At 68.0% G+C, this 14292-nt stretch carries 13 protein-coding genes; 8 read left to right on the top strand and 5 right to left on the bottom strand.

What is annotated here, in order from left to right; translation table 11 throughout:
- Positions 1-286 precede the first annotated feature (286 nt).
- The 7 genes from I0K15_RS01045 (at position 287) to I0K15_RS01015 (ending at position 7089) form a co-directional block, all read left to right on the top strand.
- On the top strand, positions 287-1288 hold the full coding sequence (locus I0K15_RS01045; protein WP_196103608.1) for an ABC transporter ATP-binding protein: 1002 nt from the start codon (positions 287-289) through the stop codon (positions 1286-1288).
- Complete coding sequence (locus tag I0K15_RS01040) at positions 1281-2333, top strand: ABC transporter ATP-binding protein (protein WP_196103607.1); 1053 nt, start codon at positions 1281-1283, stop codon at positions 2331-2333. Before I0K15_RS01045 ends, I0K15_RS01040 begins: the two co-directional genes overlap by 8 nt.
- Positions 2330-4024, top strand: coding sequence for a peptide ABC transporter substrate-binding protein (locus tag I0K15_RS01035; RefSeq protein WP_196103606.1), 1695 nt, complete (start codon positions 2330-2332; stop codon positions 4022-4024). The genes I0K15_RS01040 and I0K15_RS01035 overlap by 4 nt, the downstream gene beginning before the upstream one ends.
- Positions 4025-4168: 144 nt before the next feature.
- Positions 4169-5179 (top strand): ABC transporter permease, encoded by a 1011-nt coding sequence (locus tag I0K15_RS01030; RefSeq protein WP_196103605.1) that lies wholly within the window; start codon positions 4169-4171, stop codon positions 5177-5179.
- Positions 5172-6104 (top strand): ABC transporter permease, encoded by a 933-nt coding sequence (locus I0K15_RS01025; RefSeq protein ID WP_422393999.1) that lies wholly within the window; start codon positions 5172-5174, stop codon positions 6102-6104. Before I0K15_RS01030 ends, I0K15_RS01025 begins: the two co-directional genes overlap by 8 nt.
- Positions 6101-6529 carry a copper chaperone PCu(A)C gene (locus I0K15_RS01020; protein WP_196103604.1) on the top strand — a complete coding sequence of 143 codons (429 nt, stop codon included), beginning with the start codon at positions 6101-6103 and terminating at the stop codon, positions 6527-6529. Before I0K15_RS01025 ends, I0K15_RS01020 begins: the two co-directional genes overlap by 4 nt.
- Before the next feature lie 296 nt (positions 6530-6825).
- Complete coding sequence (locus I0K15_RS01015; RefSeq protein ID WP_196103603.1) at positions 6826-7089, top strand: hypothetical protein; 264 nt, start codon at positions 6826-6828, stop codon at positions 7087-7089.
- 78 nt (positions 7090-7167) lie between these two features.
- Here I0K15_RS01015 and I0K15_RS01010 read toward each other — a convergent pair whose 3' ends face one another.
- The 4 genes from I0K15_RS01010 to I0K15_RS00995 all read right to left on the bottom strand — a co-directional run bounded on the left by I0K15_RS01010 (position 7168) and on the right by I0K15_RS00995 (position 12082).
- Positions 7168-9270: a TRAP transporter permease gene (locus I0K15_RS01010; RefSeq protein ID WP_196103602.1), complete on the bottom strand. Its 2103-nt coding sequence runs from the start codon at positions 9268-9270 to the stop codon at positions 7168-7170.
- Between the two features lie 211 nt (positions 9271-9481).
- Positions 9482-10084, bottom strand: coding sequence for an aspartyl/asparaginyl beta-hydroxylase domain-containing protein (locus I0K15_RS01005; RefSeq protein ID WP_196103601.1), 603 nt, complete (start codon positions 10082-10084; stop codon positions 9482-9484).
- Positions 10085-10621: 537 nt separating this feature from the next.
- Complete coding sequence (locus tag I0K15_RS01000; RefSeq protein WP_196103600.1) at positions 10622-11629, bottom strand: TAXI family TRAP transporter solute-binding subunit; 1008 nt, start codon at positions 11627-11629, stop codon at positions 10622-10624.
- A gap of 93 nt (positions 11630-11722) precedes the next feature.
- On the bottom strand, positions 11723-12082 hold the full coding sequence (locus tag I0K15_RS00995; RefSeq protein ID WP_196103599.1) for a hypothetical protein: 360 nt from the start codon (positions 12080-12082) through the stop codon (positions 11723-11725).
- Between the two features lie 47 nt (positions 12083-12129).
- Between I0K15_RS00995 and I0K15_RS00990 the strand changes: the two genes are divergently transcribed.
- On the top strand, positions 12130-12687 hold the full coding sequence (locus I0K15_RS00990; RefSeq protein ID WP_196103598.1) for a TetR/AcrR family transcriptional regulator: 558 nt from the start codon (positions 12130-12132) through the stop codon (positions 12685-12687).
- Here I0K15_RS00990 and I0K15_RS00985 read toward each other — a convergent pair.
- Entirely contained in the window at positions 12684-14252 is a 1569-nt protein-coding gene (locus I0K15_RS00985) for an L-aspartate oxidase (protein ID WP_196103597.1), read from the bottom strand. The two genes, I0K15_RS00990 and I0K15_RS00985, sit on opposite strands and share 4 nt — an antisense overlap.
- Positions 14253-14292: the final 40 nt, after the last annotated feature.

Genomic DNA, 14292 nt, shown 5'->3' with positions numbered 1-14292 from the left:
GGAGGAGCGTGCAAGGTCTTCCGGCTTCGGTTTAATCCGTGACGGGGCGCTTCGGGGCGTGTCGCCCTTATGAGATGGCGTCGTTTTCCGGCCGATGGGCATGAGAGGGGGGGCACAATGCCGCAACCGGCATCATTGCCCGCTTTGGCGCAACGCTCGCACGCCTCCTCGCGCAGAAGCTGTTTCATGCCTTGCGCGACGCGGGGAAACATCGTCTAGTTTTGTTAACGCCGACTGAAAGCCCGCCGCAGAGCTTGGGATGACCGGCAGCGGACAGGATTGATATATGCGCGATGGCCCCGCGCCGCTGCTCGATGTGGCGGATCTGAAGACCGTTTTCCACACCCGTTCCGGCGACGTCCATGCCGTGAACTCCGTCTCCTTCTCCGTCGCGCCGGGTGAGCTGGTGGGCGTGGTGGGGGAGAGCGGCTCCGGCAAGTCCGTGACCATGATGAGCCTGATGAACCTGCTGCCGGGTGCGGCGGAGGTCGTCTCGGGCGAAGTGCTGTTCGAAGGGCGCGACGTGCGCCGGATGAAGCGGCGGGAGCTTCTGACGCTGCGCGGGCGCGAGGTCGGCTTCGTCTTCCAGGACCCGATGACCTCGCTCAACCCGGTGTTCACCGTCGGGCGCCAGATCACCGAGCGGCTGCGCAAGCATATGGGGATGGGCAAGGGTGCGGCGCGGGGGCGTGCGGCGGAGCTCCTGAAGCTGGTGGGCATTCCGGATGCGGAGCGGCGGCTGGGCGATTATCCGCACCAGTTCTCCGGCGGGATGCGCCAGCGGGTGATGATCGCCATCGCACTTGCCTGCGATCCGAAGCTCCTGATCGCGGACGAGCCGACCACGGCGCTCGACGTCACGATCCAGGCGCAGATTTTGGAATTGATTAAGGATCTGCGCCGCAAGCTCGACATGGGGATCGTGTGGATCACGCATGATCTGGGTGTCGTTGCGGGGATCGCGGACCGGGTCATGGTGATGTATGGCGGCCAGATCGTGGAGCAGGCCCCGGTGGGCGAGCTCTTCGCCCGGCCGCAGCATCCCTATACCCGTGCGCTGTTGCAGACGCTGCCGAGTGTCGAGGGCACGCGGACCGAGCGGCTGACCACGATCGAGGGGCAGCCGCCGCAGCTCGACGCGCATCCCTCGAGCTGCGCCTTCGCGGAGCGGTGCCCCAATGCCTTCGGGCGCTGCATGACGGAAAATCCGGTGCGTCTCGATGTCGGACACCAGCACGACGTTGCCTGCTGGTGGGATCCTGCGACGGGGGAGCCGCGCAATGTCTGAGGCCAGCCCGCGCAAGCTCGTCGAGGTCCGCGACCTGAGGATGTATTTCGACATCCACAAGGGGATCCTGCGGCGCAAGGTGGGTGAGGTGAAGGCGGTCGACGGCCTCTCCTTCGACATCCACGAGGGCGAGACGCTGGGCCTGGTGGGCGAGAGCGGTTGCGGGAAGTCCACGACGGGCCGGGCGATCCTGCGGCTCTACGATCCCACGGACGGCTCCGTGGTCATCGACGGGGTGGACGTGGCGGCCCTCGATGCAGGTGCGCTGCGCAAGGCGCGACCGCAGATGCAGATGATCTTCCAGGATCCGCAGGCCTCGCTCAACCCGCGTATGACGGTGGCCGACATCATCTCCGAACCGTTGCGCGAGCATACGGATATGGATGCCAAGGCCCGGCTGGCGCGCGTGCGTGAGCTGATGGACGCGGTGGGGCTGAACCGCCGCTATGCCGATCGGTATCCGCACGAGTTTTCCGGCGGGCAGCGGCAGCGCATCGGGATCGCGCGGGCGCTCGCTCTCAACCCGAAATTCATCGTCTGTGACGAGCCGATCGCAGCGCTCGACGTGTCGATCCAGGCGCAGGTCGTGAACCTGCTGGAGGATCTGCAACGCAAGCTGGGGCTCACCTACCTCTTCATTTCGCACGACCTGAGCATGGTGCGTCACCTCGCGACGCGGGTGGCGGTTATGTATCTCGGCAAGATCGTGGAGCTCGCCCCGCGCGACGCGCTCTATGCGCGCCCGCGGCATCCCTACACGCAGGCGCTCCTGTCCGCCGTGCCGGTGCCCGACCCGCAGGTCGAGGCGACGCGGCGCCACATCATCCTCGAAGGCGACGTGCCGAGCCCTGCCAACCCGCCCAAGGGCTGCAACTTCTGCACGCGCTGCCCCAAGGTCATGGATATCTGCCGCGAGGTGGTCCCCGAGTTCCGAGAGCATACGAAGGGCCATGTCACGGCCTGCCACCTGGTTGATCAAGAACAAGACGCAAGCCCATTGCGCGATAACGATAAAATCGAAGTCCAACACGGAGAACAGCTATGAAGCTCACGACCCTCCTCGCTAGCGCCACGGCGCTGGTCGCCGCGACCGCGGCGCAGGCCGAGCGGGCCAGCGACGGCCAACTGAACATCATCTACTGGCAGGCGCCCTCCATCCTGAACCCCTACCTGTCCGGCGGGACCAAGGAGCTGGAGGCCGCCTCCCTCGTGATCGAGCCGCTCGCGCGCTACGACGAGGTCGGCAACATGGTGCCCTGGCTCGTCGACGAGATCCCGACGGTCGAGAACGGCGGCGTGTCCGAGGACCTGACGCAGATCACCTGGACGATCTCCGAAGGGATCACGTGGTCGGACGGCACCCCGCTGACGGCGGAGGACGCGGTCTTCAGCTGGCAGTACTGCACCGACCCCGCGGGCGGCTGTGCGCAGCTCTCCAACTACACCGACGTCGAGAGCGTGGAGGCGGTCGACGATCGCACGATCCGCATCACGTTCAGCGTCCCGAAGCCCTTCCCCTACGGTCCGTTCGTGGGCGCGCAGTCCCCGATCATCCAGAAGGCCCAGTTCGAGAACTGCCTCGGTGAGCGGGCGCCGACCTGCACCGACGAGAACTTCGCCCCGATCGGCACCGGCCCCTTCGTCGTGACCGACTTCAAGGCGAACGACGTCGCGACCTTCGAGGCGAACGCGAACTACCGCGATCCGGCAAAGCCCGCCTTTGCCACCGTGAACTTCAAGGGCGGCGGCGATGCGGCCTCCGCCGCGCGTTCCGTGCTGGAGACGGGCGAGTTCGATTACGCCTGGAACCTGCAGGTCGAGCCCGAGATCCTGCGCCAGATGGCGGCTGCGGGGCAGGGTGAGCTGGTCTCCGCCTTCGGCACCTCGGTCGAGCGGATCATGGTCAACTTCACCGATCCGGATCCGGCACTGGGTGAGGAGCGGGCGACGCTCGCCCATCCGCACCCCTTCCTGACGGATCCGGCCGTGACGCGGGCGCTGTCGCTCGCCATCGACCGCGAGATCTTGGTGGAAGCGGGCTACGGCGATGCGGGGCGTCCGACCTGCAACGTTCTGCCGGCGCCGGAGATCTATGCCTCCACCAACAACGACTGGTGCCTGGAGTACAACCCGGAGGAGGCGAACCGCCTGCTCGATGAGGCGGGTTGGGAGATGGGCTCCGACGGGGTGCGCACCAAGGATGGCGAGCGTCTGAGCGTGCTGTTCCAGACCTCCACCAACTCGGTGCGGCAGGGCACGCAGGCGTTCCTCAAGCAGATGTGGGAGCAGATCGGCGTGGAGACGGAGCTGCGCAACATCGACGCCTCCGTCTTCTTCGGCGGCGACCAGTCGAGCCCGGACACCTTCCAGAAGTTCTTCGCCGATCTGGAGATGTACACCAACAATTTCGACGGCACGGACCCGGAGCGGTACATGGCCAACTGGGCCTGTAACGAGATCCCGAGCCCGGAGAACCAGTGGCTCGGCTCCAACATGCCGCGCTTCTGCACGCCGGAATACGATGCGCTGGTCGAGCAGATGGGCGAGACCGCGGCGCTGGAGGATCGGGCCGCCCTCGCGATCCAGATGAACGACATGCTGATGGATGCGGGCGCGATCATCCCGCTGGTGCACCGTGGCGGCGTGTCGGCGAAGGCCGCGAGCCTCGAAGGCGTGCTGATGAACGAGTGGGACAGCGAGCTGTGGAACATCGCTGACTGGTCCCGCGCGGAGTGATCTGAGACCCGGCCGTCCCGGCCCTGCGCCGGGACCTCCCCGCTACGGGGAGGCCCCGGATCAGGTCCGGGGCGGTCGCAGCCAAGAACCGGAGCGGCGGTGCGCCGCCGCTTCCCTCACCCAAGCTCATGACCCGGAACGCCGATGTTTGCATATACCATCAGACGGTTGCTCTTCGCGATCCCGACGCTCCTGGCCATCAGCTTCATCATCTTTGCCATCCTCGACCTTGCGCCGTCCGATCCGACGGGCAACCTGCCGCTGACCATCCCGCCGGAGGTGCGGGAGCAGATCCGCGCCTCGATGGGCCTCGATGAACCGTTTGCGATCCGGTATCTCCTCTGGCTCAACCAGTTCTTCATCAACGAGCCGCTGAACCTGATCGAGGGCTGGACCGGCTGGCAGTTCGGCGACGGCGACCGGCTCAGGGTGACGTCCTGGGCAACGCGCTCGCCGGTCGTCGACCTCATCATCGAGCGGCTGCCGCAGACGCTGTGGGTGGTGGGCATGTCGCAGGTGATCGCGGTGATCATCGCGGTGCCGATCGGGGTGATCTCGGCCTACCGGCAGTATTCCTGGTTCGACCAGATCGGCACCTTCGTGAGCATGGTGGGCTTCTCGATCCCCACCTTCTTCACCGGGCTGGTGTTCATCGTGGTGTTCTCGGTCAACCTCGGCTGGTTCCCCTCGATCTACGACACGAACCACCGGGTGACGGACTGGGACAGCTTCGTGTTCCAGATCCAGCAGATGATCATGCCGACCATGGTGCTGGCGCTGGCCACGGCCGCGCAGCTCAGCCGCTACATGCGGGCCTCGATGCTCGACAACCTGAGTGCGGACTACGTGCGCACGGCGCGGGCGAAGGGGCTGGGCGAGCGGGTGGTGGTCTGGATCCACGTGCTGCGCAACTCGATGATCCCGGTGGTTACGGTGATCGCGCTCAACATCCCCACGATCTTCGGCGGGGCGATCATCACCGAGCAGATCTTCCGCGTGAACGGGATCGGGCAGCTCCTGATCATCGGCATCCAGGGGGCGGACATCCCGCTGGTGCAGACGCTGACCTTCATCTTCGCGATCCTCATCGTGCTCTTCAACCTGATCGCCGACATCCTCTACGGCATCCTGGACCCGAGGATCCGCTATGAGTGACCAGACCCGCATGACCGCCGAGGCTGCCGTCGAGGCGGTGGAGGATCGTCCGCGCACCCTGGCGCGGGATGTGTGGAGCCAGTTCACTGCCCACCGCGGGGCGATGGCGGGGCTCTTCGTCTTCACTTTCATCGTGCTGATGGTGACGGTGGGGCCCTACATCCACACGATCGATCCGACCTATCTCGATTTCCGGGCGCGCAACGCGCCGGTGTCCTGGACCCATCCTATGGGGACGGACAACCTGGGCCGCGACGTGCTCGCGCAGGTCATGCAGGGGGGCCGCGTCTCCCTCCTGGTGGGGGTGACCGCGATGGGCATCGCCATCGTGCTCGGAACGCTGATCGGGGTGATGGCGGGCTATTTCCGCCGACTCGACGGGCCGCTGATGCGCCTGACGGACCTGTTCCTCGCCCTGCCGATCCTGCCGCTGCTGCTGGTCATCATTCTGCTCTTCCGCGACACGCTGCGCACGATGTTCGGGCCGGAGGCGGGGATCTTCCTGCTCGTCGTCTTCATCATCGGGATCACGAGCTGGATGCAGACCGCGCGCATCGTGCGCGGCGACGTGCTCGCGCTGAAGGAGCGGGAGTTCGTGCTGGCCGCGAAGTCTATCGGGACGCCCGCCTATCGCATCATCCTGCGGCATATCCTGCCCAACGTGCTGAGCCCGATCATGGTGAGCGCCACGCTGGGCATCGCGACGGCGATCATCACGGAGAGCGCGCTGAGCTTCCTCGGCCTCGGCTTTCCGTCGGACTTCCCGACCTGGGGGCGGCTCCTCTTCGACGGGAAGGACTTCCTCGACCTCACGCCCGCGCGGGTGTTCTGGCCGGGGCTGGTGCTGTCGCTCACGGTTCTCAGCGTCAACTACATTGGCGACGGTCTGCGCGATGCGCTGGACCCGCATATCCGCGGGCGGTGAGGGCGGTTCTCCCCCTCCTCGTCTGCCTCCTGCTCGCCTCTCAGGTCGGTGCGCAGGAGCTGCAGATCGGCATCTCGGTGGTGAACGCCGAGCTGCATGCGGATGGGGACGAGGCGTGGAACCTCTACGGCATCATCTACAACGTGGGGGACGTGCCGATCACGCTCTACGGCATGGACGGGCCGGACGGCGAGGACGGCTTCGTCTACGGCACGGTGAACGAGCAGCCGGTGGAGGTGTTCGAGATCGCGATCCCGCCGGGCCATGCGCTGGACCTGGAGCCGGGCGGCCTGTTCCTGCGGTTCGAGGAGCTCGACACGCTGCCGGGTGAAGTCACGCCGATCTGGCTCTTCTTCGACAATTTCGAGATGCCGCTCGAGGTGGTGCTGGGCGGCGAGGGGCCGCCGCTGGCCTCCCAGGATTGAGCGTTGCCCCTGCGCGGGGCCTTGCCGAGCAGGTGAAACCGGCAGGCCGTTGCGTGTCGGGGCCTGGCCGGGCGTGACCCCGGCGGGCGGCAAATGGCCCAAATCGGCCGTTTTGCGCTTCACACCGCCGATCACATTTCAACTGCGCGCTACAACTTCAAGTTGAAATTGCGGGTGTGGTGCGCCGGGGCCACGTTCCACCTCGACACGAGAGGTGTCACCCGGGACGCGGGTTACAGGATGGGGCTGGGCCCCAAGCGCGCGCCTCGGCACTACGAACCGTTGGAGACTTCATCATGCGGACGATTTTCATCGCAATGATCGCGACCCTCGGCCTTGGCGCCACGGCTGCTCTCGCGCAGGAATGCACGCCCGAGCAGGCCGACGCGCTCGCCTCCGAGGCGACGCTGGCGCTGGAGGCGCTGGCCCAGACCGATCCGAACCGCGCCCAGGAACTGACCATCCAGATGCAGGAGCGTCAGGCGCAGATGACCGCCGAGGGCACGACGGAAGGGGCATGCGATTTCTACACGGCAGTGATCGAGGCGGCGAGCTCCTGACCCCTCGACAGGGGTGCGTCGTGGTGTGATGCACCCCGGACGCCCCCGGCCGGATCCTCCCGTCCCGGCCGGGGGTGGCTATGTGAGGGCCGCCACGCGCGCGCCCCGCGCATTGAGCGCCACCAGCGCCACCACGATCACCACTCCGATCAGATTGGCCGTGAGGTTCGCTGGCCAGAGGCAGGCGATGCCCGCCACGGCGCCGATCGCCCGGGCCGGCCAGCCCATCACCCGCTCGTAGCAGCCCTGGAAGGCACCGGCGAGCGCGTAGGTCCCGAACACCCCGAAGAGGAAGACCGTGAACGCGGCGAGCCAGTCGCCGGACAGGAACGGCGTGTAGGCGAAAAGCACCGGCACGATGTAGAGGCCTTTGGCGAGCTTCCAGCTCGCCACGCCGGTCGCCATCGGCTTCGACTTCGCGATGGCCGCGGCGGTGAAGGAGGCGAGGGCGACGGGCGGCGTCACGTTGGAATCCTGGCTGAGCCAGAAGATGATCATGTGGGCGCTGAGAAGGGCCGCGACGGCAACCTCCCGCTGGACCACGAGATCGCGCAGGGGGGCGGCGACCTCCAGCGGCAGGGCGCCCACGAGGGCCTGCGCCTCGGCCCTCGGCATCGCCTCGGCCAGCAGCGGGATCGCCTCGGGCGCCGACAGCATGAAGAGCGCCTGCGCCTCCATCGGCAGGTTGCCCGCGGCGATCATGTCGACCACGGCGCGGTCCTGGATCATGCCGGCAAGCGCGGGGGCGGAGAGGGTGGCCAGAACGATATAGGCCGCTGTCACCGGCAGCCCCATGCCGAGGATCAGGCTCGCCAGTGCCACGAGGATGATTGCGATCAGGATGTTCCCGTTGCTCCACTCCGCGATCATCAGGGAGAAGGTGTTGCCGATGCCTGCGGTGGTGATGACGTTGACCACGAGCCCCACGGCGCAGAGCAGCACGGCGGTCATGACCATGTTGCGCGCGCCCATGACGAGCGCCTCGAACACCGCTTTCGGCCCCATCGGGTTCTGCGTGAGCCAGGAGGAGGCGATGACGGCCACGATCCCGATCACCGCCGCATAGGTCGGCGTGAAGCCGGACACGAGGAGGAAGATCAGCACCGCGATGGGGATAATGAAGCTCGCTCCGCCGGATTTCACGGCGCTCCAGAGCGTGCGGCCCTGCGCCTCCATCGGTGGGAGCTGGTGACGCTTCGCCTCGATCCGCACGAAGAACGCGACGGTGAGGAAGTAGAGGAGCGCGGGCAGCGCCGCGACGGCCACGATGGTCTCGTAGGGGATCTGGGTGAAGCTCGCCATAACGAACGCGCCCGCCCCCATGATCGGTGGCATGAGCTGCCCACCGGTGGAGGACGCCGCCTCCACCCCGCCCGCGAATTTCGGCGGGAAGCCCGCGCGTTTCATCAGCGGGATGGTGATGACGCCGGTCGATGCGGTGTTCGCGATGGCGCTGCCCGAGATCGTGCCGGTCAGGCCCGAGGCGATGACGGCGACGAGGCCCGGGCCGCCCACCAGCTTGCCCGCGATGGCGCGGCTGAGGTCGATGACGAACTCCCCTGCGCCGGAGCGGATCAGGAAGCTGCCGAAGATGATGAAGAGGAAGACGTAGGTCGAGGAGATGCTGGCGATCGTGCCGAACAGCGCCTCGTCATTGAAGATCGAGCGCCAGAGGGCGGATTCCGCACTCAGCCCCCGGAAGCTGAAGATCCCGCCGATCATCGGGCCGAGGAAGGTCACGTAGGACAGCGAGATGACGATGAGCACCGGGATCACCAGCCCCGCGACGCGGCGCGTGAGCTCGGTCGCGATGATGACGAGCACCCCGCCGGCGATCCAGTCGAGCGTCCCGAAATCCCAGCCCGGCAGGGTCAGCCGGTCGTAGGAGATCACGAACCACAGGGCGGAGGCGACGGCGGCCAGCCCCAGCGCGATATCGGCGGTGAGAAAGACCGGGTTCGTCTTGCAGTACTCCCGTGGCAGGACGGGGTAGAGGATTGCGGCGAGGAAGGCGAAGCCCGCGAAGTGCAGCACGTTGCGTGTGTATTCCGACAGCTCGGGGAAGATCGCCACATAAAGGTGGCCCACCGACAGCGCGAGGCACACCGCGATGACGAGCACGTTCAGCGCCCCCTTGAGCTGGCGCGTCGGCGCGGAGGCGGCGTCTTCGGGGTCGATCATCGGGCTCCTCCCTCTCAGTCGAGCGAGATTGGCCCGGCTCAGGGCGCGGGATCAAGGGGAAGACGTGCGAACGCCCCGGACGGCGGCCCGGGGCGCTCTCGCCGGGGGAGGGGCGGTCAGGCGATCTCGGCAAGGCGGTCTTGTGTTGTGATGCGGCGTGCGGGCGCTGTGGGGAACGCCCGCACGCCGTGGAGGCGCAGTCGGATTGGGCTCACACCACCTCGCCGAGCTCGGCAAGGGCCTTCCGGGCTGCTTCCTCCGTCCGCGGGCGCAGTGCGACAGGCAGCAGATCGAAGATCATGTGGATCCGGTCCTCGTCACCGTCGTTGAAGGCTTCGTGCATCTCGTCGTTGTCGAACCACCAGAGCTCGCCCTCGCGCATCCGGACCTCCTCGTCACCGGCCTTCAGCCAGGACCCGGCGGAGGATTTCAGGACGAAGTGGTAGCGCCCGCGCAGGCGGTAGTACTCGCCGCGATCGATGTGGGGATAGACGCGGCGGCCCGCGGGCAGGCAGACGATCTTCGCCCGGCTGAGGTCGCAATCGAGCTCGGCGGCGACCTCCTCGATGAAGGCGCGGGCCTTGGGGAAGTTGACCGAGCCGCTGGTCCACCGGCTCTCATGCACGTCGCGGCGGGCGCGGCCGTGGATCATCGACTTGCGTAGGCCGCGCAGCGGAATGGCGAGGGCCTCGCGCTGCACGGCGATCTTCTCCTGCCGGCCGGTGGCATTGGCCCAGGCGTCGTCGACGCTGGCGATCTCGGCCAGGAACGGCTCGGTGGGCACGTCGGAGCGGATGCGTTTGAAGTGTTTCATGTCGTCTCTCCCATGCTGGACGCTTCGGGCCGGGCGCGGCTGCGCTTCCGACTGGTGCTCAAGATGGGAAGCGGGGGTGGAGGGGGCCTGACCTCGACATGAACGGGGCATGAAATGTGGTTTGGGAAGAGGCGAAAGGCCCCGGATCGGGTCCGGGCCGGTGGTCATGGGGCCGTCCCGGCCGAAGAGCCGGGACCGTTTGGAGCAGTGTGTGTCGGGGTTCGCGCGGCGTCGGGCCCGCGTCATCGAACTTTGCGCCTCTTGGTGAGCGGCCCCGGATCAAGTCCGGGGCGGTCGGGAAAGGAGCAACCGTCCCGGCCGAAGAGCCGGGACCTTCTACCAGCGATGTGCAGGTTTGTCGGAGACTGTATCTGCTTTCGGCGCCTTCCTGTTTTTCTCCGCAAGCCGACGGGAAAGGCACGCAGCGCAACGATTGTGGAGCGTTCCCCTGAAACGAGACGGCCCCGGCGCAGGGGCCGGGGCGGTACGTAGCTGTCGTCCCGGCCGCAGGGCCGGGACCTGTTGCGCGTGAAGAGATCAGGGACGCAGGCGGTCCGGGATCTCGACGCCCACTTCCTCGTAGTACTGGATCGCGCCCGGGTGCAGCGGCAGCGGCAGGCCCGCGATGGCCTGCTCGATTGCCATGGCCTGGGTCGCCGGGTGGATGGCCTGCAGGAAGGGCAGGTTCTCGTAGATCGTCTTGGTGATCAGGTAGACGTTCTCATCCGGCAAGTCGGCACGGGTGGCGAGGAAGTTGGGCTGCGCGATGGTCGTCACCGCCTCGTCCTGGCCGGGATAGGTGCCCGCCTCGATCACGTACTCCGTCCAGAGCTGGCGGCCGCCATCGGCCTGGGTCATCTGCTCGGGCGTGAAGTTGAGGAGCGTCACGCTGTCACCGACCGAGGCGAAGAGCTGGCTGACCGCGCCCACCGGCACGCCCGCGGGGGTGGAGATGCCCACCGACTGGCCGTTCTGCAGGCTCTCGGCGGACGGGCCGTAGCCCCCCTCGATGAGTTCGTAATCGGCGTAGATGTCCACGTCGAAGCCGCCGAGGATGGCCGCGTTCGACCCGATCGTGCCGGAGTTGCGGCGGCCGAGCGCCATGGGCTCTCCGGTGAGCCCGGCGAAGTCGGCGATGGTGCCCGTATCCACCCGGTCGCTGTCGAGGATGAAGTGCTCCACGTTCTGCCACAGCATGGTGACGGAGCGCAGCTCCTCCTGCGGGCCGTCGGCCTCGAGCGGGCCGGTGCCGGTCGCGGCGTAGTAGCCGAAGAGACCCTGGAGGATCGCGAACTGCGCCTCGTTCTCGCGCAGCAGGCGGATGTTCTCGCCCGATCCGGCGGAGGAGATGGCGGACATACCGATCTCCTCACCCGGCTGCAGCTTCACCTTGGTGAGCGTGGCAAGGGCCACGCCGACCGGGTAGTACGTCCCGCCGGTCGAGGCTGTGGCGAGGATGTAGTCCGCCGGTTCCGCGAAGGCGGGGGTGAGGGCGAGCGTGGCGGCCCCGGCCGCCAGAAGCGTCTTCATCCCGTGAAGCGTCATGTTGTGGTCTCCCTGTGTTTTTCCGTTGGGTCACATATAGGACCTGCGCCCCTACGGTGCAGGGATTGCGGCGCTTTTCAAGCCCGGCGGCCCTCAGCCGAGGGCGGAGAGGGTGCAGAGGACCGCCGCGGGCAGGAAGAAGACCCAGCCCGGATGCCGCCCGCGCGAGGCGATCAGGGAGAAGGGGCCCAAGATGGCGAAGAGGGCCGCGACCGCGATCGGTACCGCGCGGGTGCCGGGCGTCGCAGCGCTCCAGACGAGGAGGGCCGCGAGCGCCCACCAGCTCAGCGTCGTCGCGTGCCAGGCCGCGCGCAGGATGAGCCGCGTGGTCCGGTGTCCGACGGGGACGGGCAGTGCCGGATCGGCGATCAGCGGCGCGATGAGGCGGCGCTCACCGAGGATCGAGTGGGCGAAACCGACGAGCACGGTGAGGATGGCGGCGGCGATCAGCATGGGAGCCTCCTTTACACGAGGATTCGTTCTAGAATAATCTCTCTACTATGGGGCGGAGGTCAACGATAGACGAGGCGCGGGTGTTCGCGGTGGTGGGCCACGGCCTTGCCCGCCGCGGCACGCTTATCCTGCAGGACGTGGTGGGGGAGGCCGGCGTCTCGATCGGCTCGCTCTACCACCGCTACGAATCGCGGGAGGGGCTGCTGGCGCGCGCCTTCATCGATGCGGTGCGGGCGTTTCAGACGCAGGTGATGCCGGAGCTGGAGGGCGAGGGGGTGGAGGCCGTCATGGCCGCGGCCTGCGCCGTGCCCGCCTTCTGCCGGGCGGAGCCGGATCGCGCGGTGATCCTGTCCTGTTGCCGCCAGTCGGAGTTCCTGACGGAGGCAACGCCCGAGCCGTTGCGCTCGGAGATCGAGACGGTGAATGCCGGGGCCGCGCAGGCCATCGCGGAGTTCGCGGCGCGGAACGGCTTCGGGATGGAGGCGTTGCGGTTGGCGCTCGTGGGCCTGCCGCTGGGCGCGGTGCGGCTCTATCTGCCAGGCCGCCCGGTCCCGGAGGAGGTGGATGCCCGGATCGCCGCGGCGGTGCGGGCGATCCTCGCCTAGGCGGTCGCGCGGAGCTTCAGCGCCTCGGTCAGGGTGATCGGGCGACGGGTGCGCTGGGCCTCGACCGGCTCCGGGAAGTCCTCGCGGAAATGGCCGCCGCGGCTTTCTTCGCGCAGCAGAGCGGCGGCGGTGATCAGCGTGGCGGCGTCGGTCATGTTGAGGAGCGCGCGGGAGCCGCCGGCATGCGCGTCGGCGACCTTGCGGATCTGGCGCAGCGCGGTGCGCAGGCCCTTCGCACTGCGCAGCACTCCGACATGGTCGTTCATCGTCTTGCGCAGTGCCGCAATGGCGTTGGTCGGTTCGCGGCGCGGTGCAGGGCCGTGGACGGGATCCGGCAGGGTGACGGGGCCGCGCAGTGAACCGGCGGCGCGGCTGCTGATATCGGCTGCGATGCGGTTGCCGAAGACCACGGCTTCGAGCAGCGAGTTGGAGGCAAGGCGGTTCGCGCCGTGCAGACCCGTGGCCGCGACCTCACCGCAGGCCCAGAGGCCCGGCAGGCTGGCGCGGCCCCGCGCGTCGGTCTTTACACCGCCCATGTGGTAGTGCTGCGCGGGGCGGACCGGGATAGGCTGCTGGGCCGGGTCAATGCCAGCTTCCTTGCAGTACTGCGCGACGGTCGGGAACTCCTCGTGGATGGCCGCACCCACGGCCTCCCGTGTGTCGAGGAGTGCGGTGCCGCCTGCCATGATCTTCGCGTGGATCGCGCGGGCGACGATGTCGCGCGGGGCGAGTTCGCCGTCGGGATGGGTGTCTAAGACGAAGCGGTGGCCGTCCTCGTCGATCAGGGTGGCGCCGTGGCCGCGCAGCGCCTCGGTGGCGAGCGGGCAGGGGTCGCGGTCCACGGCGATGCCGGTGGGGTGGAACTGGACGAACTCCACGTCGATGCACTCGGCCCCCGCGCGGGCGGCGAGGCCGAGCCCCTGACCGCGCACCCGCGCCGGGTTGGTCGTCACGGCAAAGAGCCCGCCGACGCCGCCTGTGGCCAGAACCACTTCGGAGGCGCGGAAGAGGACGGGCGAGGCCATCGGATCGTCCGTGCGACGGGCCAGCGCCCCGACCACATGGCCATCGGCGACGGCGAGGTCGTCGACCACCACGTTCTCGATCAGCCGGATCGACGGGGTGGCGTGGGCGGTGCGGATCAGCGCATCCATGATCGCGCGCCCGGCCTGGTCGCCGGAGACGCGAACCACGCGGCTCGCCGAATGGGCGGCCTCGCGCGATTGCAGGAGCTTGCCCTCGCTGTCCTTGTCGAAGGGTGCGCCGTAATCGAGCAGGTCGAAGATGCGGGCCGCGGCCTCCTCCGTCACGAAGCGGGCGACGGTCTCGTCCACCAGCCCGGCCCCTGCCGCAATGGTGTCGAGCGCGTGGGCAGCCGCCGTGTCGCCGAGGCCCACGGCAGCCGCGATGCCGCCCTGCGCCCAGGCCGAGGAGGCACCGACGCCGATCGGTTCGGGCGAGAGGACCGTGCAGGGCCGCGGGGCGAGCTTCAAGGCGGTGAAGAGCCCCGCAAGGCCCGCGCCGACGATGAGCGTGCCTTCGGCCTCGAAGACGTTATCGGTCATCCGCCCCCTCCGGCGCGGCGAAACCCTCGAAGGGAGCTTG

Source organism: Pontivivens ytuae (assembly GCF_015679265.1).
GTDB lineage: Bacteria > Pseudomonadota > Alphaproteobacteria > Rhodobacterales > Rhodobacteraceae > Pontivivens > Pontivivens ytuae.
Note: the sequence above shows the minus strand (reverse complement) of the source record. Positions and strands in the feature narration are given on the sequence as shown.